Source organism: Prochlorococcus sp. (genome assembly GCF_965655815.1).
Taxonomy (GTDB): Bacteria; Cyanobacteriota; Cyanobacteriia; order PCC-6307; family Cyanobiaceae; genus Prochlorococcus_A; species Prochlorococcus_A pastoris.
Window position 1 is genome coordinate 9383 of sequence record NZ_CBFHHZ010000007.1, and the last position, 22901, is coordinate 32283.

The window sequence follows — 22901 nt, forward strand, 5'->3', positions numbered from 1 at the left end:
TTTTAATTTTCCTTCTTCTTGATTTTCAAAGTCTTCAGAAAAATTCCAAGGAGATTTTGTTTTTTTATCTACAGAGTCTGGAACAAGGACTTTTTCCCATGAGTATGAATTACCAGTGGTAAAACATATCAATATGAGAAAAAGGTATATTAGTTTTTTCAAAAAAAAAGAGCTAATTGCACCTTATTTTAGATCGACTGTCAATCTATTAATAATTAATTAATTTTTTATTTTCATCTGTTTTATTTACTTTTAACCCAATAAACAGCACCCATATAACTGCAAAAACTATTGGCAAGAAAACGATAGCAAGTCTCATCATTTTTTTTATCCTGTTATTTGCTCAAAAGAATAACCTTTAAATAAATAAAAAAAACTAGGTACTTTATCTAATTATTTTTAGTGCTTAATAGCCATTGCCCGATGAGGGCAACTTACATTAGATTTTTCTCTAATTAATTGTAATTCCCTAGAATTTATTTTTTGGTATCTTGCGATCTCATTTCTTTTTGTGCTTGCCTGATTCTTTCTTCAAAGACTGATCGTCTATATGGAGTTACTTCTCCATTTTTAGTTGCCAAGATTTGGGCTTCGTTTAGCCTTTCCGCTCTTTTGATTTTTTCTCTAATGAGTACGAGGTTATTCATGACCTTTGCAGTTAATGAGAATCCCGTTCCCTATTCTCATGTCATGCGTCCAAATAAATTGGATGAACGTTGAAATAAACTAACATTCAAAAAACAAGTTTGGATTTAAGATATATTTAAAAAATCTTTAAAAGTAGTTTTCAAATAGAGTCAACCCTAACTCTATATAAATTTGCTTCTAATCCTTCTTCTGGTAGATCATAATATCCCATAAAAAAAGATGGTTTTATCCCTCTAAATTTATATCGACAGTCAAACATCTATTTACTGATTGATATCTCTCTCTCGACTTTATCTCAAATAATTTATGGTTGGCTTCAGTTGTATGCCTGCAACTGCCTCATGACAACCATGTATTAATCCTAGGACTGGTAATTAAATAACAGTCTCAAAATTTGGTCCTCTACCCGTACTTTATTCTTCCTTAAACCGTACATTGTGATACTCATAAATGATATGCGTTGGTAGTTAGAACATAGGTGTAGTAAGTAAGAGGAAATCATGAATAAAAGAGTTCCTTATACAATCATTCCTAAATACTTTAGGACTATTAACGATATAGATAATGGAGCAAATATTAAAGTAATTTATTGGAAACTTAAGTGTGAAGAGAACCCTTCATATCGCGGTTGCGAAATTTAAAATATTGCTATGCTATTTAGATTAAAATAAAAGGTATAAATAATGAAAAATAAAGTTCTTTCTTTTATCAAAAAATACCCAATGAGCATTTTATTAGCGATTATTGCTATTAATTTATTCTCTATTGCTAGTAGTTTAAGAACAGAAGCTTATTTAAATAGGGAAAAGAATCTTTGTATTAAATATTTAAAACATCAAATAGATCGAGACACTCTTATCAAAAAGCTAAGAATAGTTAAGCAAGCAAATCCATCTAGTATTTGTGACTCTGTTCTTAAAAGTTAAAAAAATGCAATTAAAGTCTTTTACACCATTGGTTGCAGTATTTGGTACTTCATTTCTTATAACTATTACTTTGATTAAAAGCTTCCAAGTTTTTATGGGCATATCAATATGTCTTTTAGCGATGCTGAAGCTTATGGATATTGAAGCTTTTGGTTTGAGTTATAAAAAATATGATTTAATTACTTCTCGATTTAAAAATTGGATTTATATCTATCCTTTTTGCGAATTATTAATTGGCTTATGTTTTTTACTTTCTGCACCACCCTCTTCAATTATTTTAATTGCTTTAATACTAGGAATTTTTGGAATGGCATCAGTATTTAAAGCTGTTTATTTAGATAAATTAAAATTAAATTGTGCATGCGTTGGAGGATATACAAAAATTCCTTTAGGAATCATTAGTTTTATTGAAAATCTTTTAATGGCAATTATGAGTGCTTTGATTTTGATTAAATAACAATTTTATAAAATTTCATTTATCTTATTAATAGTTTTGAAAATAAGAATTCCTTACTGAGATGGCATTTAAGAAATCATTCTTTAAGAAGAATTTACTAAAGACTCTTTTATTTTCTGGATTTCTCATAGTAAATATAGTTAATGCCGAAAAGAGTAGTGCTAAAACTCAAGATAATATAGATATACCTAAAGTCGTTTCTTATAGATCAGCATCATGCGGTTGTTGTAAGAAATGGGTAAATCATTTACGCCAAAATGGATTAGAAGTTGTTGATAACATTCTTGAAGATGTTTCGGGAATTAAAAACCAATATAAAATTCCCAATAATTTAAGGTCCTGCCACTCTGCAAAAATAGGAAACTACGCAATTGAAGGACATGTGCCGATTGAATCAATCACCAAACTTTTTAAAGAAAAACCAAGTATCTCTGGTATAGCAGTTCCTGGAATGCCTCTTGGTTCGCCTGGAATGGAAATAAATTCTCACGACTCGCATTCTCATGATTATGAGGAATACAATGTAATTTCATTTAGCAAAAATGGCAAAATAAAAAAATTTGATGAAATCTCTCCTTAATACATATACTAAATTTGAAATAATGCATATTGTTCTTAGAAATTTTAAATTTTTGATTTTTTTATTTCTCTTATCTCTAAATTTAAGTAGTTATTCGAATGCACATATGAGGGGTACATTTCTTTCTGAGGAGGATGCTAGAAACAGATCTTTAGAACTTGGTTGCGAAGGAATACATAAAAACCAAGATAAATGGATGCCATGCAAAAACGAAAAAGAATTACATAAGTTCCTTAATAAAAAGGGATCAAGTATAGGAAATAATTTAGCTAGTAGCTTGGCATGGATTTTTATTTTATCTTCAAGCTTTGGAATATTATGGCTATCAATAGTCAAAATAAAAAGAAAATAAATGAAAAATTTGAAATCAAATAAAAGAAAAATACACAGAAAAGTAGCTGCAATTTCTTCAATACCTTTATTAATTACTCTTATATCTGGGACTATCTATAGTTTTCTTCAACCATTAGGAGTAGATGCTTTTTGGTTGATCAAATGGCATACAGGTAATTTTGGCATTATTAATTTGCAGCCTTTTTATTCGATATTTCTTGGTATTGCATCCATAATCTCTGTAATATCTGGCATTAGATTATTACAAAAAAATTCTTAGCTTTAACCTAAAGAACCCACAACCATGCATAGGCAATGCTTGAGCAGCTAGTTGTGGGATTAGGAATCTTTTCATTTATTCCCAAGTTTTCATATCAGTAGTTCCTTGTGATCTTTGCATCCAAGAATACTTCCAATTACCATTTACATTTTTAAAAATGCAAGTATAAGTTGAAAGATCTTTATTTTGATTCCCTTTATAACTGAAGATTTCATTTAAAGTAAAAACTGCATAAGCTATCTCACCGCAAATTTCAATCTTATGGGTTTTGATTAGTTCTGATGATTCTGCGACTAAATCTTTACTATCAAACATTCCCACTAATCCCTTTGCAGAGATTGGATTTCCACTCGGTCTTACAGCCAAAAAATCCTCAGTTACGTTTGGTATTAGAAAAGAAGAATCTTCACTGGTTGCATAACCATTAATTAAATCTTCTATAGCTTTAGTATTTGACATAATAAAAAATAACTATTTTTAGTTAAAATTATCCTTCAGCAGGAATAAGAATTGGCACATCTTTTGCACCTATTGCTGCGAACCAAACTACTGCAGTATCTGTTTTGGCATTGCCCATTGTATGTTTTGGTGTCTTAGGACCGACTATAAAAGAATCGCCTTCTTTGTAAGTAATATCGTCCATACCTTCTCGTTTAACGACAATTGTACCTTGTTCAACATTTCCTAATAATGGAATAGGGTGAGAATGAAGAGGTACTGTTCCTCCTTCCGCTAACTCAACTCTTTGTAATCTTATTTCGGCTTTTCCTCTTGGATATTTAAGAGCATCTCCATCCATAGTCTCAGAACCTACAAAGACTTCTTTTACATCAACCGGAGATTCTGCCGCTATTGAGATGCTTGGGTTTATAAGCATCAATGCAAACGCAAATGCTATGAATAAATTCTTGATCATGAATTTAAATTTCTAGAAAAATATTTAGACTCATAATATTTATTTTTTAAATATTTGTCAGTACCAGATTTAACTTTTTAAGTTTTTTTAATCGAATGTTAATCATCTCTGGGATAAAACAAATTTGCATCCAAAACCACTGCTTTGCCCTTATTGATGATTCTTAAAGGGAAAAGTTCTCATAAAATTGGGTCATAAGACCCAAGTGATCGACCGATAATAATTAAAGTGTTACTTTGGGCTAAATAATTCCATAACGGTTACATAGGGGTAACGATTATGATTAACTTTCCCTTTTTTTTAGAGGGTTTATTATTTCCTTTATTAGGATTAGGTCTTTTTGTTATTTACAAGAGATCAAAAAGAAAAAAGAGAAAATTTCATGCACCACCTACACACCAACTTCCTAGCTAATTGGAAAATAAAGGTTTTAACGTAACTCAAGGAATGGTTTTACTACTTTTAAAACCTTTAGATTTACCTCCAAATTTTGTTTTAAATTTGATTATTTACATAACAAACTCTAAAAACAATATTGGTTACGAATGAAAAAATATTGATAAAATTTAAGCCGAATGAAAATTAAACCTGCGAATTAATATTTATAAAGATACCTAGTAAATATTAAATATTTATATTTTATCTGTTTAGGAACCTAGACTATTTTAACCATTTTGAAATTTAATTGTTGATCCTCTATCCGTATATTGGAGTACCTCAAACCGAACATCTTTATTAATCGTATGACTTATCTATTTAGTTAGAACATATGTGTAGTTGTCATGAAAAAATGTCTACCACACCAACAAAAAAAGAAGTTTATGACTCTGAGATTCAAAAAAGATCAGAAGAAGAACTTTTAGAGGAAGAAACCAGAAATCAGCAAACTATAGATATTTTTATTGAATCTGATAAAAACTGGTGTTGATCAAAAATTATTTTAAAGGAGCTATTAATGAACTTAAAAACCTCACCATTCTCAATTTTAAATAAAGAAAGAAGAGAACTGGATTACATCAAAGGAGTTTATAAGAGAAGAGTTCAAGCTGAAATCGATTCTTATAAAGACTCTGAGGATGAAAGTAAGAGAGATACAATCCAAACCCAAGATGTATTGATGATCGACAGGATTTCTATCTAATTATTTATTTAATTATTGATGCTGATTAATTCACTAATCACATAAAAAATTTAGAAAAGGAAAAATTTTATGAGCGGAGATTTCGAGACACATGAAATGAATCAACCTAAAATTTCATATTTAAAAGAAAGATCAGAAAATAATACAAAATGGTTAGATGAATTAATTAATGAAATTGAAGATATGAAGAACAAATTAACCGAATCTGCTTAATCTCCGAATATTGAATTTAACTAAATATATTGACAATTGAGTACAAATACTCTATAAATAAAGTGTAGCTACAGCTACCAAATCGTCCGATCTACCACTAGATAGACCGCAGTACGACTCAAGCCAAAGGACGGGGACTTGAGCAAGTTCAGGAGCTGCATAATGGTAAACATGTATTTTAATGGCAAGTCATTTGTATATTGCAAGAGCCAAGAAGAGAAGGCAATAAAGCTTACTTATAGAGGATCTAGTTATTCGAGATAAAAGATCTCATATCTAATAGATATTTAATAAACAATTATTTTAGGATTTACTATGAAATTTACTAATTCTCCTTTTGCCATACTCGACAAGAATATGAACGCATTAGATTATCAAAAAAGAAACCTTATATATGAAGATTATTGGAGAAGAGAAGGTTTCTTTCAGAGACTTCATAAAGAATCTGAATAAGTAGTCTAAGTATTTTAGTGATTCTTTCTTGATTCATATACCAATTTTCTTGCTATTAATTAAGTAGATACTTTTTTTATTTAATGCCATTAGATGTTTTTCTAATGAATATGTGTGTTGTAGTTTTAGGTTTACTTGTCAGAAGAGAAATCAAACTTAGGAAAGCCAGATAGATTATGAAGACACAAATTTTTAAAGAGCGGTACATTCCAAATGTCCATGCTATTTCTTTATTACTAATGCTTCTTCTATGTTTGTGGTTGCCACTAGGACTAAGATTCTTTTTGATCCTTTAGTCATGCAAATTAGAGATGAAATTTAATTCTCAAACTTTAAGCTTGCTGTTAAACATAGCTGTCTGTATTTTGGTATTCGTTATTTAACTTTCAATTTACTTTTAAAAAATTTTGTTCATAATTAGTTAACTAATCAATAAAAACTTTATGCAAACATACATAGTTCAATGGCAGTTCCCATCAATGGAAGCTTCAATGAAAGCAACCAAAACATTTACTGATTATGTAAAAGAGGGATCTCCCTATGACAGTTTCGAAGGATTCAAAGTTTTAAATAGAGTTTTAAATCCTCAGGGAGCTAATGGTTGGGCAATAGTTCAAGCTTCTGACCATTCAAAAATTTGGCAGTGGTGTCAGCCTTGGAGTGCTGGCTTTGGAAATGAAATAGAAGTCACACCTGTTCTTACTGATGAAGAGTTCGTTGCAGTTACAGATCAGATAGAAACAGCGGCGTAATAAATAATTAGCTATTTCACTAACCTTAAAACCTGCTATAACCGAATTGTGTTTTGAAGACTTTAAAAGGAACCCCAGTTCCTTTCATAGCTTCAATCACTTTATCTCCAACAGTCCCGTAAAATTCAACAGAAAAATCAGTCCCTAACTCAGCATGAGCTTCAAGATATTCACCTACTGCTGGATTAGCTAAATGTGCAAGTAAAGCATCATCGTTTTTATAAACTTCTGACCATACAAAACAAAGTGGATCGTCTGGATCTTGATCAAAAGTATGATGAAGCATTCCTGGTTCGTCTGCTTCAACAGCCTTATCTGTCTTATCAGCAATTTCTAAATATTCGGCAACTTTATCTTCCTTAATCTTTAATTTTGCAAGAAGCATAAATGGAGTGTCTGATCCAAAACTAGGCATAAAAAAAAGACCCTTGCGAGTCTAGGTGATGGGGATTTCTATCATGGCAAATAAAATAGAAATAAACAACCCCACCTAAAGCAAGAAATATTACAGTCAAACACCATATGTAGTGCTATGATTTTATAAAGGCTGGGTGATGGGGATGATCTAGCTTTTAAAAAGGGCGTTCTTAACGCCCTTTTTTTATGGATATAACTTATTAATAGCTTCTTTTTGTTCTTGTTTTTTTATTTCTTCAGCATCATAAACAGGACAAGTATTCTGATTAAGTGATGAGAAAAAAGCACTCTTTTTAAAACATTTAAATATAGGAGTAAGTAGTAAGCGTTTCATTTATTTATTCAACAATAATTGTCCCGCCCATTCCAAAAGATGCATGCGGAGAACAAACATAAAAGTATTTACCTGCTGATACGCCCGTGGTATTCCATGATAGTTTTCCATTTTGCGTTCCAGGAGTTCCAGAAATTGTCCCTGTGATTACCTGATCACCACCTCCACGAGAAAATTCAGTCTTTATATAGAACGGATGACGAGATGCATCAACATCAAAAATAATTGTGTCTCCTTTATTCAGTGTAACGGTAGGATCTTCCCCACTTACAGATCCATTCCTATCAGTTCCACTAAGAATATAGTTTCGATAACTCTCTGCTGATACATCTATTTTAAATACTTCTGAATCTGCAATAGCTGGTCCTGAGAAACCAAAAAGTAAAGGTAAGAATAAAAGAGATCTCATAAATTTGAATACTTTTTAATTCAATATTAAGAAAAAAAGAAGCTAATTGCCCTTCAATTCAGATTGAATCTCAATTACTAATAATTAGCTTTGCCAGTGGTAAGGGTTTCATAAAAAATGCAGCTAATAAAGATAGAATTTTTTAAGATTAAATAACTGAATTCTAGGGAGATTTAAATGTCTATCATTACCGACAATACAGTGCTAGTGCATATTTATAGCGGTTTAGAATCCCAAAATAAAATAACTTTAGGTTTACTTGTTGCACTTACTGCAGAAAAAAACGATCATAAAGTAACTCTTTTTCTGGCAGGAGACGGAGTAGACATATTAAATTGCAAACAAGCTGGAGAAATAGTTGGTCAAGGTACTGGAGATTTATACGAACATCTTGAAAATTTAAAAAATTCAAAAGTTACCATATATGTCTCAGGAATGTCAGCCAAATCTAGAGGTTACGATGAGAAGCTTCTAAATGGATATAAAGCAGAGTTTGCTATGCCTGATTTACTAATTGAAGAATCAATTAAAGCTGATAGTGTTCTTTGCTATTAAAAAAAAGAGGGTTATAACCCTCTAATATAGATCGACTGTCAATCAATTAAATTATCCCATCGCAGCAACAGCATCTGCAACCTGCTTATTTCTTTGAATGACTTCTTCATCATTTAAAACAGCAGTGATATTCCATTCGAGGCCAAATTTTGCTCTCCATACTCCGAAATGTTCAGATATTGCTAAGTGATTATCAGCTTTGAAAGTCACAAAGACTTCTCCGGTTTCAGGGGCATGAAGTCTACTTATTAATTCAAATCCTTCAAAGTTATCCATTGGTGAACCGGAAGCAATATATTGCTCAAACATTTTGTAACCTTCAGATTGAGAGATTCCATCAGGAATTAATCCATGAACATGATAATGAGCCATATAAAAAATAGTTGTGTAATTACTAATTTAAAACCAATAATTAAGGAAGCACTTAATTTGTCTCTGAATTTAGATTTTTCAATTTCCTTTCTATTAATTAATCTTTAATTTTGTATAGCATGTACCGTTTACATATTTTTTGATAGCTAATAATTAAATATGACTTATTTTGCTGAACCTAATAATATTGAATATGACGAATGGTTCGACGAAAATATTGAACCGCTGGACCTAATGAATTATTCAAATGAAAAGGAATTTAGTGATTCAGTACATGAGAAGTTCTATAAGATTTCAACTCAGAATTTAACCATTGGCTCCTCTAATAATTTTCACCAATAAAATAATTTAATATTCAATCTATTTTGAAGCATAAAAAAAAAGACCCCTAATAGAGGTCTTTCCTTGGTTTAACTAAATCAAGTGTTTCCTTGTTTCCACTGTTTCAGTAAAACCTCTCCTACACACCTTTTTAATATGCCATACATTCTCCTAAACCGGAAGGGGATGAGAAAAGTAATTTAATTGTCACATGTGCCAGTTATGACTTTATGTTTTTATGTCAATAAAAAACACCCTAATTTAGAGATAAGGGTGCCTGATTATCAGAAATTAGTGTGTGAGGAGTTTCTGATATTATTACATTACTTGGGGAAGGTATTAAATATCTAGAGTATTAATTACTAAAAATAATTTTGTTAATAATTTCTAATATAGATAATCTACAAATAAAAAGATTATCGGAGAAAAGTAAATTACCTCTTTATTCTTATTGGACTGTTAATTAATTATTCCTTGACGATTTTGAGGTCTTTAAGGACTTGCTTATATTTAGCGATTTGGTTCTATATAAATAAGTTTATTTTTATTATGCAAATTTCAATTTTTGCAAAAGCAGTTTTCTTTTTAACTCTCTATGCGATTTCTGACCTTTCCATAAAAAATCATATTTTAAAAAAAACAATCCGCAGAGCTAATAGAGCTAAATCAATTTTTTAATATTTAAGATTTTTATTTGACTAAATGCTTCAATTATCTTCGTTTAGATAAGAAATAATTCAAAAAAATACCTCCAAAAACTAATAAACTACCAACTGCAGCAAAAGAGAGTAAATCTAATATTGATTTATCAGTATTTACTTTTAAAAATGTAAGACCAAAAGCAACTACAGGAAATAATAATATCGCCTTAGGAATAAGTGATTAATACCATTTTTTTAAAAGGGGATCTTCTTCTTCATTTAATTGTTGGTAAATCTTTTCTAACTTTTCTCTATATTCCTCAATTGCTGTTTTTGCTGGTGATAATGAATTAATGAATTATTAAATTCTAACTTCTAAGAAAGTCTATGGAGTAACTACTAAGTTGTTATTTTCTATTAAGAAAAAGGATAACCTGTTATTTGTGTTTCAGAGCAAGTTTAAATGTTTTAAAAGTTTCCAATAGCTAAGGAATCAAAAGAGCTGCAAGTATTTATTCTTCAAATTCAGCTTCAAAACTTTTCATATCCTCATAGAGAGTATTAAAAGACTTTTCAATTAGATCTTTACCTTTCCTTGTAAGTTTCAAAAGTGTTCTTCTTTTATCTTTTGGATCTTGTTCTTTAGAAACTAGACCTAAGCCTGCCTTACCTAGCCTATGATATCGACTTATATAGTCCGTCATCCTTGAAGCACTAGCTTTACTCATATCGAAGTATTTTTCAATATCCTTCTTAGTACAATTTTGATAGGTTGCTACGTACCAAAATACTGCCATTGCCTGAAGAGGAACGTCCTGAGAATTATCTAACTTCATGAACATTGTGAGGACTCGTAAAAGGTTATATGATTCGTTATCTATCTTTAATAAACCCTCCAATTTTGCTTGGGTCATATCTTTTTCATACCTATATATATTATTCAATTCTAATATTAAAAGTGACTATATGTGATTATAGATCCATAAGTGGAATGATTTGATTATATCACCAATTCAAAATAATAATTAATGAATAAAAAAAATAAGAAATATAACTCAGTCTAAATCTTTAAAGAGAATTAATATAGGGGACAAGATTATTTTTCATTAATGTCGCCACCAAAACAAATAATGAAAATATAAATAGCTGAACCATTAGCCAGGCAAACAATTTATAGTTTGGATCTTTTGTAAAAAGATAAATATTTTTTGTAATAAGTGAATTAAGATGAAGAACTTTTGGAGTTGCCTCTTTAAATTCATCTTTTTTTTCAAATAAATCTTTATTTGTAGCTTTATCTATAGGCTCTACAAATTCTTTTTGTTTTAAAGAAAGATCATCATCAAAATTATCCATAATCTTCATAAAGTCTATGAACTAATAGCTTAGTTTCACTTATTAATCTTAGAAAGGTAAATTTTTAACAACTCTATGCTGAATATGTACCATCACTTTCTCTTCTAGCTTCAGCTAATGTAATTTCATGGAAAACCTTTTCGATCATATAAGCACTTTTTATCCCGTAACATTTTTTATTTGAACTTTTTACTAAGTCTCTTTGACTTATGTAATTGTATTCACAACAATTACATTTAATATCAATTTTCTTACCTTTATAAATATCCATAGCTCTCTCAAAAATCCATTGCTGAACTCGTATATTTTCCCAACAATCAAAATCAGACCATTCAGAAATATCCTTATCAAGAGTATCAATTAATCCTTGAACATCACTCACCTGGTAAAGATGGGCTTCTTCTCTTGCTATCTGCTTTATGCCGATTGTATTAATAAGATCATGATTCATTTCAATCATATTATAAAAAAATTTTAAAAATTAAATTAGTTCTTTAATAGCCTTGGCTGGTCTTAGAGAAGGATCTATATTTCTTAGCATTTGAAAATCATTAAAATCAAACCCTGGGCCAACACAACAACTTGTGAGTGTAAATTCTCCTGTACTGCTAGCAGCCTGCCAATATCCAGAGGGGATCATTTCAATAGGATTATTTAAATCTAATCTAATATTTCTTAATTCTTTATTATCATCGAGAAAATATAAATTAAGGGGTGCCCCTTGAAGATAAATCCATATCTCATCGGAAGAATTTACTCGATGCCATTTACTTCTCTCACTTTTACAAAGTAGATAGTAAATGCTAGTAATATTATTTCTTTTTTGACCATCATTTCTGGTTACATGATTTTTACTTCGTATGATTTCTCTAAACCATCCTCCCTCAGGGTGAGGAGATAATTTAAATTTATTTATGATTTCAGAACTACTTTTATCTAAATGCACTTTGAGAGTTTTTTAAGATTACTTCAATATTTTATAGTCAAAAAGAAATGCTTAAAAATTTCCAAGAAAAAAAAAAGATTAATTAGAAATCATTAAATAATATGTAAAACTATCACTTGCAATAGTTTTTCCGATATTTGCTCCAAAATATAGAGCTGAAAAGTAAAGAAGTAATCTATTCATTTTTTGGAAGCTTTAACTAATTTCTTATAAAGTTTCTCTGAGATAGGCCGCATAGAAGGAAGGATTTTTTAATAAATTAATTATTTTGAAATATATTTATTGTCACGAGATATACCGATAAAAAGTCATAACCATATGCCTTTCAAATAACTTATATAAGTTTATCTAATAAAAAAAGGCCTTAAATAGGCCTTAAGCGATTGACTTTCAATAATTTAATTTATGCGCACAAAACTGATAGATCCACAAAATTCTTACTTTCATCTGCAAGTTCAGTCATTATCCTATTAAGCCACTCAGAAGTGCTCTCACAATAACCGACATTAACAACTGTTTTTGAAGTTGTTTTTTCTTGGTTTTTCATAAAAAATTTCTGATTTATTTTTTAAAATACCTAGAAATACAATCTTTGAGAATAAGTCTTAATTACTATCACTACAAAATAGTTGCATTTAATACAAATTACATATTTAAAAATATAAAAAAAGAATAATTTCATTGACATTAACAATCAATCAAGTTTATTTAGATAAAAATTATCTGTTTTAATTGTGAATAACATCAAAATCGAAGAGTTAATGAAAGTAAGATTTGATGGAATTGCAAATAGACTAGGTCATTTAACAAAAGGAGAAAGCGAATCTTTATTGCTAGAACATCTTGAGTGGTTAGAAGGTGGGTGGGAAACAGAAGAAATTTTATTTTTAAAAAATAAAAATAAAAAATGGTGGTTTTAATAAGATTTTCAAATAAAAGATTTTAAAAATTTATTCTTTTCTTTGATTTTTTTAAAATCAATTATTTCAGAGTGATTGGTAATGTCCAAGAGGTCCTGGGCCTGATCCGATTTGATAAGAGTTCTTCAAGGATCTTTCAATAAAAATTTTTGATTTTTGAATTGACTCTATAAGATCAAATCCTAATGCTTGATAGCCACAAATTGCAGCACTTAAAGTACATCCACTACCATGCGTATTTTGAGTATTAATAAATTTATTTATGAACCACTTTTTCCCTCCATTGACATCAAGATAAAAGTCCCTCCCTTTCATATCCTTCAATCCACCACCTTTGATTAAAACTGCTTTAGCTCCAAGTTCAATAATATGACTTGCAGAAAGCTCTATATCTTCCTTATTTTTAATCTCCAAGTTAGATAAAAGATTTGCTTCAAAAATGTTGGGAGTTACTATGTCTGCAATAGGTAAAAGTAATTTTTTATAGGCAGAAATTGCAGAATCCTCAAGTAATTTAGACCCAGTTCTAGTTACCATTACTGGATCAATAACTTTGGGAATAGAGTAAGATTTTAATTTTGAAGCCGTATCGTTGATAATACGCTCGTTTAGCAGCATTCCAGTTTTTAAAGCATTAATATTGAAATCTGAGAATAACGTATCAATCTGGCTTAGTAAAGTGACCTTATCTACAGCTTCAACGCAGTTTACCTCCATACTATTTTGAGCGGTTATACATGTAATTGCAGAGCATCCATGAACATTTAGTGCCATAAAAGTTCTTAAATCTGCTTGTATCCCTGCTCCTCCTCCAGAGTCACTACCACCTATAGAAAGAGCAATTTTTGAATACATAATTATTTGAAAAATTTAGAAATTTAATTTGTTTATCAGAAATTTGAATAAGCATTAAAAAACTCTAATTCCAATTCCATAGCCCTCTTATATAAATAATTTGCTTGATTAAAATCATATTCCTCTTTAGATGAATCAATAAGATTTTCAAGAGATTTCGCTAGATTATCAAAGTTTTTATCAGAGTAAGTAATTATCCATTCTTTGTATGGATTATTTAAAACATTTTTTGATAATGACTTACCTATCCAAGAATATAAACGCATGCAGGGAGTCATCGCAAACATTATCTCAACAGCATTTTGTTTTTTAGAAACTTCGTCTAAGAAGGCAGTATAGTTTTTAGTTGCTGGCTTTATGTAATTATTTGTTAGATCAATATCCCATTCTTTGGCATATGTCTCATGAAGTATTAATTCCTCTGATACCCCAACTAAAAGTTGACTTAAAACCTTTATTGAATTTTTATCTTTAGATTTAGAAACTGCTAAACCATATGCTCTAGAAAAACTTTCTAAGAAGTAATAATCTTGAGCTACATATTCTTGAAATATATTTTTTGGTAAGTTTCCAGTTTTGAGACCTTGAACAAATTTTGATTTTAAGCTTAATAAGGCAAGCTCATAATTACTTTCCCATAAAGTATTTGATAAAAGCATTTATTTTATTTTTGCTTAGATAAATAATTAGTTTATTTATTTTAAATAAAAAAAGATTTAATCAAAAGTCATAGGTAATAAAAAGTTTTTTTATAATAAAATTAATTAAATTTTAGCAATAATGTCTGATAGATTTGAATGGGACGATACTAATAGTTCAGGAATTTGGTGGAGTACTAATGTAAGCATTAGAGATGAATGTATTCTGCTTAAAGAGGATACAGAATGTGATGACTCTGATATCGTTGAGCTACTAAGAAGTATTGCTAAAAATATTGAAGATAATGGCCTATAACGCTAGATAAATATATTTTTAATAAAATTTGCCTAAAAACTTTCTAATCTTTCAACTGAATCTAATAATTTTAATGTGATGCCTTCTTCGCTCATTGAATGACCAGCATCATCTACGATTATTAACTCTGAATTTATTAATTTTCTACTAAGGTCCCAAGCACTCCTTACAGGACAAACTACGTCATATCTACCCTGAATTATTTTAGTTGGTATGGATTCTATAATCTTTGCATTTTTCAAAATAAAATTTTCTTCTAGGAAGATCTTATTTATAAAATAATGACACTCTATTCTTGCAAAAGCATCTGAAAAGGAATTAGTTTTACTTTTACCAACATCAATATCTCTTTTTATAAGATGGCTTGTGGAAAGTTCCCAATTTGTCCAGGCAGCAGCAGCTTTTGATCTAAGTTCAATATCTGGGGAGGTTAGATATTTGTAAAAAGAAACTATCAAGTCAACCCTTTCATCCTTAGGAATTACTGCAATATATTTTTCAAACTCTTCAGGAAATATCTCACTTGCGCCATATTGATAAAACCATAAGAGTTCAAATTTTCTACATAAAAATATTCCTCTTAAGGTCATACTTAAGACTCTTGATGGATTTTTAATTGCATAAATTAAAGCTAGAGTAGATCCCCATGAACCCCCAAACAAATGCCAATAATCTATTTTCAAATTTACTCTTAATTTTTCAATATCATTTACTAAGTCGCCTGTTGTATTTTCTCTTAATTCTGAAAAAGGTCTTGAATAACCGCAGCCTCTTTGATCAAATTGAACAATATCAAATTTTTCAGGATTAAAATATCTCCTATATCTTGGCTGACTTCCTCCTCCAGGGCCACCATGAATTACTAATATCTTTTTACCTTTTGGATTTCCAGATCTTTCCCAATAAATAGAATGAATCTTACTTACTTGTAAAAGACCCTTTTCTCTTGGTTCGATGGATGGGAATAAATTTTTCTCTTTCATTTTACAAATATAATTTATTTCAAATTGAAAATTAATATTAACTAATAATAAACATTTAAAATTATATAAATCAGTAAAAAAAGAGGCCTGAAATAACAGTCCTCTTTTAAATTTTTTATTTCCCACTTTCAGGATTTATAATACATATATAAAGTTTATTTACACATAAGCTTTAAACACGTGGGTTAGGGGATTCTTGTCGCTAAGTTTAGTCCCTTTTGTCGCTGGTAATTATAGAGCGAAGTCTTATCAGACTAATTGATTGAACTTTACTTTTCGAGAAATCCCATTGTCAGGAATACGCTTCCTATATTTGTAAATTTGCTAAATTTCAGGCGGACTATCAATCATTTAGATTGCCTCCTAACTCAACATTTATAAATTAATACTTTTTAGATTTTTAGTAAATCGGTAAATATGCCGATTTACTTTTTTATCGATACATACGAGAATTGAAATGCTTAATTTTTTATAAAATATTTAGAAAGTTTTAAGATACTTTTAATAATAAAAATTTTATGAAAAATGAGATTGATAAAAGTTTTAAGTTTCTTCAGTTTCATAAAGTAAAATACTCTCAATTATCATTCGATCACCATCTGTTAAATCATAATTTTCTATTTTCCATTCTGTAAACTTTATACAATCATCAAGAGATGGATTTTCTTTTCTACATTTTCGCCACTCTCTAATCCAATCTGATAGAGCATAAGTAATTTTTGTTGTAAGCATTTTTACCAATCTGGATAAATTAGATCTTCTCCAATTTGCTCCTCATAAAATTCTCCTTTTTTTAAACCTCTTTCGTATTGATCAATAATTTTCTGATAGGAGTTTATAGAGGGTATTAAATCTCCAACATAGCTTTGTTCCATTAATTTCTTATAAATATTCTCTTATTAATCACTATATATAGAAATCACAGAAATTATGAATAACAAATTATTTCCCCATCGCTCTTCTTAATTTTGCAGCTTCATCTAAACCCTCCATTATTGTAAAGGTAGAATTCTCAGTTGCTTTTCTTCTCAAATTTGAAAGTTCTCTATATTCTTCAGATTCAAAAGCTTCAACTGCTGCCCTCATTGAAGGAAATTCACAAATAACAGCTAAATTAGAATCCTCAGTTCGTTCCTTTCCTAATGGTTCTGTATCTTTTGCAAATACTTCCCCACCAACTTCTTTTAGCAATGGTGCAACTTTATTTACATACTCATCAAATAATTCCTGATTAATTATTTTTGCTGTTGATATCCAATAGCCTTTTGCTCCTTTTTTATCCATAAAAATAATCTTTAAACTAAATTTAAATATAATTTACAGTTTAGTATTGTTATTTATGAAAATTTTTATTAATGTAATATGTTTTTTTTTTAAATAATTTAATATAAAACCAAATACGCTTAACTTTTAAAAAGAGCAATAGTTATTAATTATCTATATCTAATATGGATTTCATCAATAAGAACAAAATCCTTACAGTTATGGCTGCAATAGCAATTTTATCCTTCGTTTTAGAAAAAACTGGGATTATTCACCCTTGAAAATTATTTAAATTAGAAATTTCTAGATAACAAAATTGAACTTAATGAAATAAATAAACCACAAGAATTGCTGCAACAATGAATATTGGAGATAATGCTGTAAACATTAAAGTCTTGAAATTAAGTTCCATTTACATTTAAATAAATATACAAACTAAGTAAAGAATACTTTTAAGTATTGGCAATAAGTAGAATTTACATTGTTTAGATATGAAAAAAAAATGAATAAAAAAAGATACCAGGAAGAATATGAAGAAGGTTCTAATTTACTTTGGCCTAGCGAAGAAGAAGATAAAATTACCAGAAAATTTTATAGAGATTTATCGCACCTATCTAAAAAAGAAATTCATAATAAAAATAAAAATTCGAATTTGTTACAACAAATTTTTAGAGTCTTAACTGGAAAGGCAGGTTCGTCAAAAAATATAGATGAGTCGATAAGAAAATTTTAGCTTAATTAATTTATTAAATAAAAAATATGCATAATTCAAACAAGAAAAGCAAAAAACAAACAAACAGTATTTTTCTTCATAAAACTAAAATTTTTTCAACTATAATCTTCGTCCCATTTGTTTACTTATTAGGTTGGATATTCTCGCAGTCATTTTTATTCTTAAGTTTAAGCAAAGAAGCTTTATCCTTAATAGGAACAATATTTACATTCTTATTATTTATTTCCTTAATGCCTGCATGGTTTAATTTTCGATGGCAAATAAGAAATAGTTGGGAAACACTTGGTTTAAATAATAAAACTTTTTTGAATAATATCTTATCTTTTTCTCAAGGAATTATTTTTGCTTTAATATTACTAATTTTAATTTTGATACCATTACTCAAAAGTAATTACATTACTTTTTCAGGAGGATTGTCATCAGACATAATATTAAATGGGATTTTACTTACTTTTGGCATTGGGGTCGCTGAGGAAATAATTTTTAGGGGATGGCTTTTAGAAGACTTAAAACTTCAATTTGGAATAAAAGTTGCCTTAATTAGTCAATCTATAGTTTTTAGCCTTGCTCATATTGGATTCAAAATGCCATTTTGGAATACATTAGGCATTTTGTTAGGTTTATTCACTTTAGGAATCCTTTGTTCAATTATAAGATTAAAAGATGAGGGATCATTATGGGGTGCTATTGGTCTTCATGGTGGACTTGTCGGTATTTGGTTTGTTTTGAATAATGGTTTAATAAATATATCTAAAGAAGCGCCTAACTGGTTAGTTGGTTATGGTGCAGCTAATACAAATCCATTAGGTGGTTTATATGGTATTTCATTATTAATAATTTCCTGCATTTTTTACTTTTTAAAATTTAAGAGTCAGATATTCAAATTTATAAAGTAAATAGAAATCGTTTTTAAATTTATATTAATTTCGCTAAAGTCAACAATGAGTTGAGACTTTCTAATCTTTTTTGAGCTTGAATTATCATTCTTTTGGAATCTGGAACACAATCAGCCTGTAATGATAATGCATAAGAATATTCTTCATTAGTGATAGCTATGCATTTTTCAATCTTTGATTTTGAATCTGAATCAATCATATTAAGACTATCTATTAATTTTGTACCCACAATTTGCAAAAGGAGTTGATTAAAAGCTTGTTCAGATAAATTATTATTCAAATTTGTTTTTTTCAAATGCTAAGCATTGTCCAAACAAATTGCTATTGAAAATTAATAAATTAACTTATATATTCCTATAAAAAATCCTTTAATTTTATAGAGATATTAATTTTTCTTTTAAATAGATATAAATACTGATGGCTTTTTATAAAAAAGTTGTCAAATTTAAATAAAGTTTAAATATAAAATTATGAACTTAGAGGCAGGATTTCAATTCATTATTTTTTTATTTTTGTTTGGATCTACTAATTATTTGATGATGCTAAAAAGATATGAAAATGACCTTAAGAAAAAAAATATTATACAAAAGAATAGAATTGCAGAGTTATATCCTAAAGGGACTTTTATAAGCGTATAAATAAAATATATTCATATTTTAGTTTTTTAAATTTAGTAACTGATTTTGGAAAACCTTTTAAAATTAAAAAATTCTTTTTTTGGGAAATAAATTTATTTTTCTAAATTTAAAATTATTTTTAAAGCAAAATTTATTTACCATTTAGGATTAGTTTTTTGCCATCCTTCATTTATTAATTTTTTCCAAAATAATCTTGCATCTTGGATCTTCATTTCTTTTCTTGTTTTCATTAAAGGTGGATTTTCACCATGACTACCCATGACAATACCTTCTTCAATAAGCATAAATTCGATCAAATCCTCTTTATTCTCGTTTTTTTTATAAAAACGAATTACTCCAACAGAGTTAGAATCAATTAACCAAAAATCATATTCTTTTTTCATTTATTTGGACGTTTAATGAAAAGAAATCAAATCAAAGATATCAATAAAATAATCCAATTTGGACATTGAAAGTTAGAAAATATTTTCATCAAAATTAATTTAAATAATTTAATATTTTCTCTGTCGATTCTTCTTTAATTCTCCCCGTTTTTTTTTGGAGTCAAGCCTTCTATTTTGAGAGGCTTTGGATGGTTTCGTTGCTTTTCTAACTTTGGATGAATTTTTTAATGAATTTCTAATCACTGAGCTAATTCTTATAATAGCTATTTGTCTATTAAGTAATTGATTCCTTTCTTCCTGGACGGCTAAACAAATGCAGTTATTGACTAATTTAGTTTTCAATTTTTTCGTTAAAACTTTCTTTTGATAATCATTTAAGACTTTTGATTCTTCGATATTAAAAATAATTTCTACTCTGGTATTAGTTTTGTTTACTTTTTGACCTCCCGGGCCAGATGATCTAGAAAAACGCCATTTTAATTCTCTTGAAGGAATTACTAATCTGGAAGTAATAATTAAATCCATTTGTATTTCTTAAATATCCTCAGCTCATTTCCGAATATACTTGTACATTACATTACCAATTAAAAATAGATCGGTAAATACTGGCCGGTTTAGTTAGGTAAACCGAAATTCGGTGTATTTGCCGTATAATTTTCTTCGGTTTGTATCCTTACAAGATTCTAATATTTGTAAGATATTTGGTTTGTACTTAATTCAAAGGTCACTATGTATTCAATGTTTGATCTTCTTTTTGAAACTCCTTCATATCGTCCAGTATATGTTATTTCTGATACCGAGATGAAAGAACTCAAGAAAAGCCATCATCAAGAAGAACTTGATGAAATCACAACCCAAAGAAAAAGACTTGAAGATTCTTTTAAATCACAATTAAAACATCTTGAAGAAAGGGAAAAAGAAGTCAAGAATGAGCTTAAATTACTTTCCGGAACTAAAGGAAAAGCATAGTTTTTTTTCAAAAAAATTATTACTAAAAAGACGGTTAAAAGTAACCGTCTTTTTTCATAATTAATTTATAAATTTTTTTAACCACGAATTCATAAAATCTTTTCCATAATAAAGTTATGAAAGATAAGCAAGAAAAAATTAGAATGTTTTTGCCTTTTAGTTGGGTAGTTTGCGCAGTCATATCTTTTGCTTACATAAATTCTCATTTAATTAACACTTAGTTAAATGGATAAATTATCAAAAGAACAAATATTAGCTTCTTCAAGCGGATGGGTCGCATCGCTACTAAATTTCTTACCAGGAGTTGGAACTGGTTATCTATATCAGAGAAGATGGTTACCATATTTTATTACTGCTGGAGCAGTAACTGCATGGTTTGTTATAGGAATAATTTTGCAAGGTAATAAAGAGCCAAGTCAAACAGAACAATTAATAGGTATATCAGGTTTATTTCTTATATCAACAATAACAGTAGTAGAAGCTAACTTGGCTTTTAATAAAGCTGTAAAAATAACTTCTATTAAAAAAGAAGAAGAAAAGACTCCGATTAAAAAAGGATGGTTTAGATAGATTCTACTAACTGTAGAAGAATAAAATTTCTTTTTCTTTGAGGCCTTCCCAACCAGAATCAATTAATAATTGATCTAAAGTTTCTTTATCAAAATGCTTAGAACCTGTTTTAACACATCTATTTCTCATTGACTTTTTGACTCCGCTTCTTTCTCTTTTGTTTTCTTCGCTCATAATCCTCTTGTAAAGCTCAAGCATTTTTGAGGGGATTGGAGTACCATCTAGGTCAATACCATTTTCAATTGCTTCATCAACTGCTTGCATCCCTATTTTTTTCATAAAGTTTGATTTATTGATACAAAACATCCTATAAGAAAAGATATTAATTTCTAAGGGTTTGAATAATTAATTTACTGATTTTGAATTTCCTTTAACACTCTTATTGCCTCTTTTATATGTTCTGGGCCATTCAACAAATCTCTAAAGATATGTTTAACAAACCCATTTCTATCAATAACATAGGTAACTCTTCCATCTAATAAACCGAGTACTTTTGGTACTTTGAAAGCCTTTCTTAGTGAATCGTTTTTATCACATAGCAAAGGATATTGTAATTTATTTTTGTTGGCAAATGCCAAGTGGCTTGAAGAACTACCATTACTTACCCCCCAAACTTGAGCACCAAGGACTTTAAAAAGGTCATACTTGTCTCTAAATCCGCAAACCTCTATAGTGCATCCTGGGGTGTCGTCCTTTGGATAGAAAAACAAAACTAAAGGAGTTTTTAATCCATTATTTGACCTTTTAGTGCCATTCTGATCTAGTAAAGAAAATTGTGGTACTTTATCTCCAATCTGCAAAATAGTTTATATAAAACTCCATCTTAGAAGCAATAATTATTTTTCTGTGACCAAAAACAACAAAGTTTTGGATAAATTTTTCAAACATTGTTCTAAAAGATACTAAAAGATTCCTCTAATTTACTAATGTTGTTGAATATATCTATTCTTATGGAATTTGCCATATATAGTTTTTTATTTCTCATTCTTTTTTTGGGAATACTTTTTAATTTAAAAATTACTAACAATAAGAGAGTAAATGAAATAAAAGAAAAATTAAAAAATTATAATTGGAATAAAAAAATTTAAGATCTCTAAAAATAATTTTTAGAATTTTATATTTTCATTTGGGGTAAAGACAGAACAGTAATTACTTACAATATTTTTTAAGTCAATTTTGGAAGAATTCTTAGATTTTAATTTTAGTTTTTCTATAGCTTGTTTAGCATCAATCTCTCCAAGACGGTATCTAGCACAAGTATCTAATACTTTAAACATTTTTGTAGTAACTCCCTTTGATGGAGGTATAAAGGCAAATAAGAAAAAAGCTGATAATAAGATTTTCATTATATTTAAAAAAAGTTAATTACATTTTTGTAATTTAGTTTGATTTATGCAAAGCTAATTTTTAAAAGAATAAGAAAGCCAAAAATAATTTGGATTAAATGTGATTACTTATTTAAAAAATTTGTACTTACTGATAACCAAAATTTATTAATTTATCATTTCCATCTTATACAGTTTTGATATAAAGTTAGTCTTATCTAAAAAATAGATTTTGAAATTAATAAAAAGAATAATTAAAGGACACAAAATACTTATTAAGTGGTATCAAGAAAAATTAAAATTAAGTGATTACCAACTACTTTGGTTAGTTTTTTTTAAGGGAGTAATAATTACAATTATTT

The 22901-nt window shown here is 28.7% G+C and carries 44 protein-coding genes; 20 read left to right on the forward strand and 24 right to left on the reverse strand.

The features are described from left to right. Positions 1-476: 476 nt before the first annotated feature. Entirely contained in the window at positions 477-647 is a 171-nt protein-coding gene (locus tag ACTF45_RS08120; protein WP_438949758.1) for a hypothetical protein, read from the reverse strand. A 501-nt stretch (positions 648-1148) separates the two neighbouring features. On the opposite strand from ACTF45_RS08120, the gene ACTF45_RS08125 reads away from it, so the two are divergent. The 6 genes from ACTF45_RS08125 to ACTF45_RS08150 all read left to right on the forward strand — a co-directional run bounded on the left by ACTF45_RS08125 (position 1149) and on the right by ACTF45_RS08150 (position 3224). Continuing rightward, positions 1149-1289, forward strand: a complete 141-nt coding sequence (locus tag ACTF45_RS08125; protein WP_157859397.1) for a hypothetical protein — start codon at positions 1149-1151, stop codon at positions 1287-1289. Positions 1290-1331: 42 nt separating this feature from the next. After that, positions 1332-1574, forward strand: coding sequence for a hypothetical protein (locus tag ACTF45_RS08130; protein ID WP_025980634.1), 243 nt, complete (start codon positions 1332-1334; stop codon positions 1572-1574). 4 nt (positions 1575-1578) lie between these two features. After that, positions 1579-2031: a MauE/DoxX family redox-associated membrane protein gene (locus ACTF45_RS08135; protein ID WP_438949759.1), complete on the forward strand. Its 453-nt coding sequence runs from the start codon at positions 1579-1581 to the stop codon at positions 2029-2031. Between the two features lie 61 nt (positions 2032-2092). Next, positions 2093-2611, forward strand: coding sequence for a DUF411 domain-containing protein (locus ACTF45_RS08140; RefSeq protein WP_438949760.1), 519 nt, complete (start codon positions 2093-2095; stop codon positions 2609-2611). A gap of 52 nt (positions 2612-2663) precedes the next feature. Next, positions 2664-2963: a DUF3721 domain-containing protein gene (locus ACTF45_RS08145; protein WP_438949761.1), complete on the forward strand. Its 300-nt coding sequence runs from the start codon at positions 2664-2666 to the stop codon at positions 2961-2963. Further along, positions 2964-3224: a hypothetical protein gene (locus ACTF45_RS08150; RefSeq protein ID WP_011133049.1), complete on the forward strand. Its 261-nt coding sequence runs from the start codon at positions 2964-2966 to the stop codon at positions 3222-3224. A 75-nt stretch (positions 3225-3299) separates the two neighbouring features. Here the strand turns inward: ACTF45_RS08150 and ACTF45_RS08155 are convergent, their stop codons facing one another. Together ACTF45_RS08155 and ACTF45_RS08160 are read right to left on the reverse strand one after the other, a co-directional pair. Beyond that, entirely contained in the window at positions 3300-3683 is a 384-nt protein-coding gene (locus ACTF45_RS08155) for a DUF3804 family protein (RefSeq protein WP_438949762.1), read from the reverse strand. A gap of 28 nt (positions 3684-3711) precedes the next feature. Continuing rightward, positions 3712-4140 (reverse strand): cupin domain-containing protein, encoded by a 429-nt coding sequence (locus ACTF45_RS08160; RefSeq protein WP_288347272.1) that lies wholly within the window; start codon positions 4138-4140, stop codon positions 3712-3714. A gap of 414 nt (positions 4141-4554) precedes the next feature. Between ACTF45_RS08160 and ACTF45_RS08165 the strand changes: the two genes are divergently transcribed. The 6 genes from ACTF45_RS08165 to ACTF45_RS08190 all read left to right on the forward strand — a co-directional run bounded on the left by ACTF45_RS08165 (position 4555) and on the right by ACTF45_RS08190 (position 6699). Then, complete coding sequence (locus ACTF45_RS08165; RefSeq protein ID WP_288347273.1) at positions 4555-4689, forward strand: hypothetical protein; 135 nt, start codon at positions 4555-4557, stop codon at positions 4687-4689. 241 nt (positions 4690-4930) lie between these two features. Continuing rightward, entirely contained in the window at positions 4931-5068 is a 138-nt protein-coding gene (locus ACTF45_RS08170) for a hypothetical protein (protein WP_173027949.1), read from the forward strand. A gap of 27 nt (positions 5069-5095) precedes the next feature. Then, positions 5096-5281: a hypothetical protein gene (locus tag ACTF45_RS08175; RefSeq protein WP_288347275.1), complete on the forward strand. Its 186-nt coding sequence runs from the start codon at positions 5096-5098 to the stop codon at positions 5279-5281. A gap of 69 nt (positions 5282-5350) precedes the next feature. After that, positions 5351-5494, forward strand: a complete 144-nt coding sequence (locus ACTF45_RS08180; protein WP_288347277.1) for a hypothetical protein — start codon at positions 5351-5353, stop codon at positions 5492-5494. A 315-nt stretch (positions 5495-5809) separates the two neighbouring features. Continuing rightward, a complete protein-coding gene (locus tag ACTF45_RS08185; protein ID WP_157859385.1) occupies positions 5810-5947 on the forward strand; it encodes a hypothetical protein in 138 nt (45 codons plus the stop codon). A gap of 443 nt (positions 5948-6390) precedes the next feature. Beyond that, positions 6391-6699 carry a DUF3303 domain-containing protein gene (locus tag ACTF45_RS08190; RefSeq protein WP_011132005.1) on the forward strand — a complete coding sequence of 103 codons (309 nt, stop codon included), beginning with the start codon at positions 6391-6393 and terminating at the stop codon, positions 6697-6699. Positions 6700-6724: 25 nt separating this feature from the next. Here the strand turns inward: ACTF45_RS08190 and ACTF45_RS08195 are convergent, their stop codons facing one another. From ACTF45_RS08195 to ACTF45_RS08205, 3 genes are all read right to left on the reverse strand, one after another. Continuing rightward, positions 6725-7114 (reverse strand): putative quinol monooxygenase, encoded by a 390-nt coding sequence (locus ACTF45_RS08195; protein WP_011132004.1) that lies wholly within the window; start codon positions 7112-7114, stop codon positions 6725-6727. 186 nt (positions 7115-7300) lie between these two features. Beyond that, positions 7301-7450 carry a hypothetical protein gene (locus tag ACTF45_RS08200; protein WP_157859384.1) on the reverse strand — a complete coding sequence of 50 codons (150 nt, stop codon included), beginning with the start codon at positions 7448-7450 and terminating at the stop codon, positions 7301-7303. Positions 7451-7454: 4 nt separating this feature from the next. Then, on the reverse strand, positions 7455-7859 hold the full coding sequence (locus ACTF45_RS08205) for a cupredoxin domain-containing protein (protein WP_011132003.1): 405 nt from the start codon (positions 7857-7859) through the stop codon (positions 7455-7457). A 177-nt stretch (positions 7860-8036) separates the two neighbouring features. On the opposite strand from ACTF45_RS08205, the gene ACTF45_RS08210 reads away from it, so the two are divergent. Beyond that, entirely contained in the window at positions 8037-8414 is a 378-nt protein-coding gene (locus ACTF45_RS08210) for a DsrE family protein (RefSeq protein WP_011132002.1), read from the forward strand. A 51-nt stretch (positions 8415-8465) separates the two neighbouring features. Here ACTF45_RS08210 and ACTF45_RS08215 read toward each other — a convergent pair whose 3' ends face one another. Next, on the reverse strand, positions 8466-8786 hold the full coding sequence (locus ACTF45_RS08215) for a DUF3303 domain-containing protein (protein WP_011132001.1): 321 nt from the start codon (positions 8784-8786) through the stop codon (positions 8466-8468). A 159-nt stretch (positions 8787-8945) separates the two neighbouring features. On the opposite strand from ACTF45_RS08215, the gene ACTF45_RS08220 reads away from it, so the two are divergent. Next, the gene (locus ACTF45_RS08220; RefSeq protein ID WP_036930926.1) at positions 8946-9128 is read left to right on the forward strand and encodes a hypothetical protein; all 183 of its coding nucleotides are present in this window, start codon (positions 8946-8948) and stop codon (positions 9126-9128) included. 1132 nt (positions 9129-10260) lie between these two features. On the opposite strand, the gene ACTF45_RS08225 is transcribed toward ACTF45_RS08220, so the two are convergent. The 5 genes from ACTF45_RS08225 to ACTF45_RS08245 all read right to left on the reverse strand — a co-directional run bounded on the left by ACTF45_RS08225 (position 10261) and on the right by ACTF45_RS08245 (position 12597). After that, positions 10261-10662 (reverse strand): winged helix DNA-binding protein, encoded by a 402-nt coding sequence (locus ACTF45_RS08225; RefSeq protein WP_011132000.1) that lies wholly within the window; start codon positions 10660-10662, stop codon positions 10261-10263. A 154-nt stretch (positions 10663-10816) separates the two neighbouring features. Continuing rightward, positions 10817-11104 carry a hypothetical protein gene (locus tag ACTF45_RS08230; protein ID WP_036930928.1) on the reverse strand — a complete coding sequence of 96 codons (288 nt, stop codon included), beginning with the start codon at positions 11102-11104 and terminating at the stop codon, positions 10817-10819. Between the two features lie 73 nt (positions 11105-11177). Continuing rightward, complete coding sequence (locus ACTF45_RS08235) at positions 11178-11564, reverse strand: phosphoenolpyruvate carboxykinase (protein ID WP_348660152.1); 387 nt, start codon at positions 11562-11564, stop codon at positions 11178-11180. A 21-nt stretch (positions 11565-11585) separates the two neighbouring features. Next, complete coding sequence (locus ACTF45_RS08240; RefSeq protein ID WP_011131997.1) at positions 11586-12050, reverse strand: cupin domain-containing protein; 465 nt, start codon at positions 12048-12050, stop codon at positions 11586-11588. A 403-nt stretch (positions 12051-12453) separates the two neighbouring features. After that, positions 12454-12597 carry a hypothetical protein gene (locus tag ACTF45_RS08245; RefSeq protein WP_173027945.1) on the reverse strand — a complete coding sequence of 48 codons (144 nt, stop codon included), beginning with the start codon at positions 12595-12597 and terminating at the stop codon, positions 12454-12456. A gap of 187 nt (positions 12598-12784) precedes the next feature. On the opposite strand from ACTF45_RS08245, the gene ACTF45_RS08250 reads away from it, so the two are divergent. Beyond that, positions 12785-12970 carry a hypothetical protein gene (locus ACTF45_RS08250; protein WP_152556154.1) on the forward strand — a complete coding sequence of 62 codons (186 nt, stop codon included), beginning with the start codon at positions 12785-12787 and terminating at the stop codon, positions 12968-12970. A 66-nt stretch (positions 12971-13036) separates the two neighbouring features. On the opposite strand, the gene thiD is transcribed toward ACTF45_RS08250, so the two are convergent. Together thiD and ACTF45_RS08260 are read right to left on the reverse strand one after the other, a co-directional pair. After that, the gene (thiD, locus tag ACTF45_RS08255) at positions 13037-13825 is read right to left on the reverse strand and encodes a bifunctional hydroxymethylpyrimidine kinase/phosphomethylpyrimidine kinase (RefSeq protein WP_288347282.1); all 789 of its coding nucleotides are present in this window, start codon (positions 13823-13825) and stop codon (positions 13037-13039) included. 35 nt (positions 13826-13860) lie between these two features. Then, entirely contained in the window at positions 13861-14484 is a 624-nt protein-coding gene (locus ACTF45_RS08260) for a TenA family protein (RefSeq protein WP_288347283.1), read from the reverse strand. Positions 14485-14605: 121 nt separating this feature from the next. On the opposite strand from ACTF45_RS08260, the gene ACTF45_RS08265 reads away from it, so the two are divergent. Next, positions 14606-14779 (forward strand): hypothetical protein, encoded by a 174-nt coding sequence (locus ACTF45_RS08265; RefSeq protein WP_173027943.1) that lies wholly within the window; start codon positions 14606-14608, stop codon positions 14777-14779. A 32-nt stretch (positions 14780-14811) separates the two neighbouring features. On the opposite strand, the gene pip is transcribed toward ACTF45_RS08265, so the two are convergent. The 4 genes from pip to ACTF45_RS08285 form a co-directional block, all read right to left on the reverse strand. After that, positions 14812-15762, reverse strand: coding sequence for a prolyl aminopeptidase (pip, locus tag ACTF45_RS08270; RefSeq protein ID WP_438949763.1), 951 nt, complete (start codon positions 15760-15762; stop codon positions 14812-14814). Between the two features lie 543 nt (positions 15763-16305). Continuing rightward, complete coding sequence (locus ACTF45_RS08275) at positions 16306-16494, reverse strand: hypothetical protein (protein ID WP_288347285.1); 189 nt, start codon at positions 16492-16494, stop codon at positions 16306-16308. A 2-nt stretch (positions 16495-16496) separates the two neighbouring features. Then, entirely contained in the window at positions 16497-16637 is a 141-nt protein-coding gene (locus ACTF45_RS08280) for a hypothetical protein (protein ID WP_288347286.1), read from the reverse strand. Between the two features lie 67 nt (positions 16638-16704). Beyond that, complete coding sequence (locus ACTF45_RS08285; RefSeq protein WP_438949764.1) at positions 16705-17046, reverse strand: DUF1330 domain-containing protein; 342 nt, start codon at positions 17044-17046, stop codon at positions 16705-16707. A 481-nt stretch (positions 17047-17527) separates the two neighbouring features. Here ACTF45_RS08285 and ACTF45_RS08290 point away from each other — a divergent pair, with 481 nt between their 5' ends. Together ACTF45_RS08290 and ACTF45_RS08295 are read left to right on the forward strand one after the other, a co-directional pair. Then, positions 17528-17758 (forward strand): hypothetical protein, encoded by a 231-nt coding sequence (locus ACTF45_RS08290; RefSeq protein WP_288347290.1) that lies wholly within the window; start codon positions 17528-17530, stop codon positions 17756-17758. Positions 17759-17784: 26 nt separating this feature from the next. After that, positions 17785-18654, forward strand: a complete 870-nt coding sequence (locus ACTF45_RS08295) for a CPBP family intramembrane glutamic endopeptidase (RefSeq protein ID WP_288347292.1) — start codon at positions 17785-17787, stop codon at positions 18652-18654. Positions 18655-18673: 19 nt separating this feature from the next. Here the strand turns inward: ACTF45_RS08295 and ACTF45_RS08300 are convergent, their stop codons facing one another. The 3 genes from ACTF45_RS08300 to arfB form a co-directional block, all read right to left on the reverse strand. Then, positions 18674-18949 (reverse strand): spore protein, encoded by a 276-nt coding sequence (locus tag ACTF45_RS08300; protein ID WP_288347293.1) that lies wholly within the window; start codon positions 18947-18949, stop codon positions 18674-18676. Between the two features lie 477 nt (positions 18950-19426). Beyond that, positions 19427-19675 carry a DUF1651 domain-containing protein gene (locus ACTF45_RS08305; RefSeq protein ID WP_288347294.1) on the reverse strand — a complete coding sequence of 83 codons (249 nt, stop codon included), beginning with the start codon at positions 19673-19675 and terminating at the stop codon, positions 19427-19429. Between the two features lie 108 nt (positions 19676-19783). Continuing rightward, a complete protein-coding gene (gene arfB / locus ACTF45_RS08310; protein ID WP_288347296.1) occupies positions 19784-20200 on the reverse strand; it encodes an alternative ribosome rescue aminoacyl-tRNA hydrolase ArfB in 417 nt (138 codons plus the stop codon). Between the two features lie 204 nt (positions 20201-20404). Here arfB and ACTF45_RS08315 point away from each other — a divergent pair, with 204 nt between their 5' ends. Beyond that, complete coding sequence (locus tag ACTF45_RS08315; protein WP_438949765.1) at positions 20405-20644, forward strand: hypothetical protein; 240 nt, start codon at positions 20405-20407, stop codon at positions 20642-20644. Positions 20645-20869: 225 nt separating this feature from the next. Beyond that, positions 20870-21214: a hypothetical protein gene (locus ACTF45_RS08320; protein WP_438949766.1), complete on the forward strand. Its 345-nt coding sequence runs from the start codon at positions 20870-20872 to the stop codon at positions 21212-21214. Between the two features lie 6 nt (positions 21215-21220). On the opposite strand, the gene ACTF45_RS08325 is transcribed toward ACTF45_RS08320, so the two are convergent. The 3 genes from ACTF45_RS08325 to ACTF45_RS08335 form a co-directional block, all read right to left on the reverse strand. Further along, complete coding sequence (locus ACTF45_RS08325; protein ID WP_438949767.1) at positions 21221-21493, reverse strand: small RNA NsiR4-regulated ssr1528 family protein; 273 nt, start codon at positions 21491-21493, stop codon at positions 21221-21223. Positions 21494-21564: 71 nt separating this feature from the next. Continuing rightward, entirely contained in the window at positions 21565-22014 is a 450-nt protein-coding gene (locus ACTF45_RS08330) for a peroxiredoxin (RefSeq protein ID WP_011131982.1), read from the reverse strand. A gap of 306 nt (positions 22015-22320) precedes the next feature. Next, entirely contained in the window at positions 22321-22560 is a 240-nt protein-coding gene (locus ACTF45_RS08335) for a non-structural protein (NS2)-like protein (RefSeq protein WP_288347300.1), read from the reverse strand. Positions 22561-22901 lie beyond the last annotated feature (341 nt).

Excerpts from the sequence above, each read along its gene's own strand:
- ACTF45_RS08280 (WP_288347286.1), bottom strand. The coding sequence starts at position 16,637 with ATGGAACAAAGCTATGTTGGAGATTTAATACCCTCTATAAACTCCTAT.
- ACTF45_RS08235 (WP_348660152.1), bottom strand. The coding sequence starts at position 11,564 with ATGATTGAAATGAATCATGATCTTATTAATACAATCGGCATAAAGCAG.
- ACTF45_RS08245 (WP_173027945.1), bottom strand. The coding sequence starts at position 12,597 with ATGAAAAACCAAGAAAAAACAACTTCAAAAACAGTTGTTAATGTCGGT.
- ACTF45_RS08260 (WP_288347283.1), bottom strand. The coding sequence starts at position 14,484 with ATGCTTTTATCAAATACTTTATGGGAAAGTAATTATGAGCTTGCCTTA.
- ACTF45_RS08225 (WP_011132000.1), bottom strand. The coding sequence starts at position 10,662 with ATGACCCAAGCAAAATTGGAGGGTTTATTAAAGATAGATAACGAATCA.
- ACTF45_RS08160 (WP_288347272.1), bottom strand. The coding sequence starts at position 4,140 with ATGATCAAGAATTTATTCATAGCATTTGCGTTTGCATTGATGCTTATA.
- ACTF45_RS08180 (WP_288347277.1), top strand. The coding sequence starts at position 5,351 with ATGAGCGGAGATTTCGAGACACATGAAATGAATCAACCTAAAATTTCA.
- ACTF45_RS08315 (WP_438949765.1), top strand. The coding sequence starts at position 20,405 with ATGTATTCAATGTTTGATCTTCTTTTTGAAACTCCTTCATATCGTCCA.
- ACTF45_RS08230 (WP_036930928.1), bottom strand. The coding sequence starts at position 11,104 with ATGGATAATTTTGATGATGATCTTTCTTTAAAACAAAAAGAATTTGTA.
- ACTF45_RS08130 (WP_025980634.1), top strand. The coding sequence starts at position 1,332 with ATGAAAAATAAAGTTCTTTCTTTTATCAAAAAATACCCAATGAGCATT.
- ACTF45_RS08290 (WP_288347290.1), top strand. The coding sequence starts at position 17,528 with ATGAATAAAAAAAGATACCAGGAAGAATATGAAGAAGGTTCTAATTTA.
- arfB (WP_288347296.1), bottom strand. The coding sequence starts at position 20,200 with ATGGATTTAATTATTACTTCCAGATTAGTAATTCCTTCAAGAGAATTA.
- ACTF45_RS08120 (WP_438949758.1), bottom strand. The coding sequence starts at position 647 with ATGAATAACCTCGTACTCATTAGAGAAAAAATCAAAAGAGCGGAAAGG.
- ACTF45_RS08175 (WP_288347275.1), top strand. The coding sequence starts at position 5,096 with ATGAACTTAAAAACCTCACCATTCTCAATTTTAAATAAAGAAAGAAGA.
- ACTF45_RS08200 (WP_157859384.1), bottom strand. The coding sequence starts at position 7,450 with ATGAAACGCTTACTACTTACTCCTATATTTAAATGTTTTAAAAAGAGT.
- ACTF45_RS08275 (WP_288347285.1), bottom strand. The coding sequence starts at position 16,494 with ATGCTTACAACAAAAATTACTTATGCTCTATCAGATTGGATTAGAGAG.
- ACTF45_RS08285 (WP_438949764.1), bottom strand. The coding sequence starts at position 17,046 with ATGGATAAAAAAGGAGCAAAAGGCTATTGGATATCAACAGCAAAAATA.
- ACTF45_RS08125 (WP_157859397.1), top strand. The coding sequence starts at position 1,149 with ATGAATAAAAGAGTTCCTTATACAATCATTCCTAAATACTTTAGGACT.
- ACTF45_RS08205 (WP_011132003.1), bottom strand. The coding sequence starts at position 7,859 with ATGAGATCTCTTTTATTCTTACCTTTACTTTTTGGTTTCTCAGGACCA.
- pip (WP_438949763.1), bottom strand. The coding sequence starts at position 15,762 with ATGAAAGAGAAAAATTTATTCCCATCCATCGAACCAAGAGAAAAGGGT.
- ACTF45_RS08305 (WP_288347294.1), bottom strand. The coding sequence starts at position 19,675 with ATGAAAAAAGAATATGATTTTTGGTTAATTGATTCTAACTCTGTTGGA.
- ACTF45_RS08295 (WP_288347292.1), top strand. The coding sequence starts at position 17,785 with ATGCATAATTCAAACAAGAAAAGCAAAAAACAAACAAACAGTATTTTT.
- thiD (WP_288347282.1), bottom strand. The coding sequence starts at position 13,825 with ATGTATTCAAAAATTGCTCTTTCTATAGGTGGTAGTGACTCTGGAGGA.
- ACTF45_RS08335 (WP_288347300.1), bottom strand. The coding sequence starts at position 22,560 with ATGAAAATCTTATTATCAGCTTTTTTCTTATTTGCCTTTATACCTCCA.
- ACTF45_RS08325 (WP_438949767.1), bottom strand. The coding sequence starts at position 21,493 with ATGAAAAAAATAGGGATGCAAGCAGTTGATGAAGCAATTGAAAATGGT.
- ACTF45_RS08190 (WP_011132005.1), top strand. The coding sequence starts at position 6,391 with ATGCAAACATACATAGTTCAATGGCAGTTCCCATCAATGGAAGCTTCA.
- ACTF45_RS08155 (WP_438949762.1), bottom strand. The coding sequence starts at position 3,683 with ATGTCAAATACTAAAGCTATAGAAGATTTAATTAATGGTTATGCAACC.
- ACTF45_RS08140 (WP_438949760.1), top strand. The coding sequence starts at position 2,093 with ATGGCATTTAAGAAATCATTCTTTAAGAAGAATTTACTAAAGACTCTT.
- ACTF45_RS08135 (WP_438949759.1), top strand. The coding sequence starts at position 1,579 with ATGCAATTAAAGTCTTTTACACCATTGGTTGCAGTATTTGGTACTTCA.
- ACTF45_RS08195 (WP_011132004.1), bottom strand. The coding sequence starts at position 7,114 with ATGCCTAGTTTTGGATCAGACACTCCATTTATGCTTCTTGCAAAATTA.
- ACTF45_RS08210 (WP_011132002.1), top strand. The coding sequence starts at position 8,037 with ATGTCTATCATTACCGACAATACAGTGCTAGTGCATATTTATAGCGGT.
- ACTF45_RS08320 (WP_438949766.1), top strand. The coding sequence starts at position 20,870 with ATGGATAAATTATCAAAAGAACAAATATTAGCTTCTTCAAGCGGATGG.
- ACTF45_RS08265 (WP_173027943.1), top strand. The coding sequence starts at position 14,606 with ATGTCTGATAGATTTGAATGGGACGATACTAATAGTTCAGGAATTTGG.
- ACTF45_RS08150 (WP_011133049.1), top strand. The coding sequence starts at position 2,964 with ATGAAAAATTTGAAATCAAATAAAAGAAAAATACACAGAAAAGTAGCT.
- ACTF45_RS08170 (WP_173027949.1), top strand. The coding sequence starts at position 4,931 with ATGTCTACCACACCAACAAAAAAAGAAGTTTATGACTCTGAGATTCAA.
- ACTF45_RS08215 (WP_011132001.1), bottom strand. The coding sequence starts at position 8,786 with ATGGCTCATTATCATGTTCATGGATTAATTCCTGATGGAATCTCTCAA.
- ACTF45_RS08220 (WP_036930926.1), top strand. The coding sequence starts at position 8,946 with ATGACTTATTTTGCTGAACCTAATAATATTGAATATGACGAATGGTTC.
- ACTF45_RS08185 (WP_157859385.1), top strand. The coding sequence starts at position 5,810 with ATGAAATTTACTAATTCTCCTTTTGCCATACTCGACAAGAATATGAAC.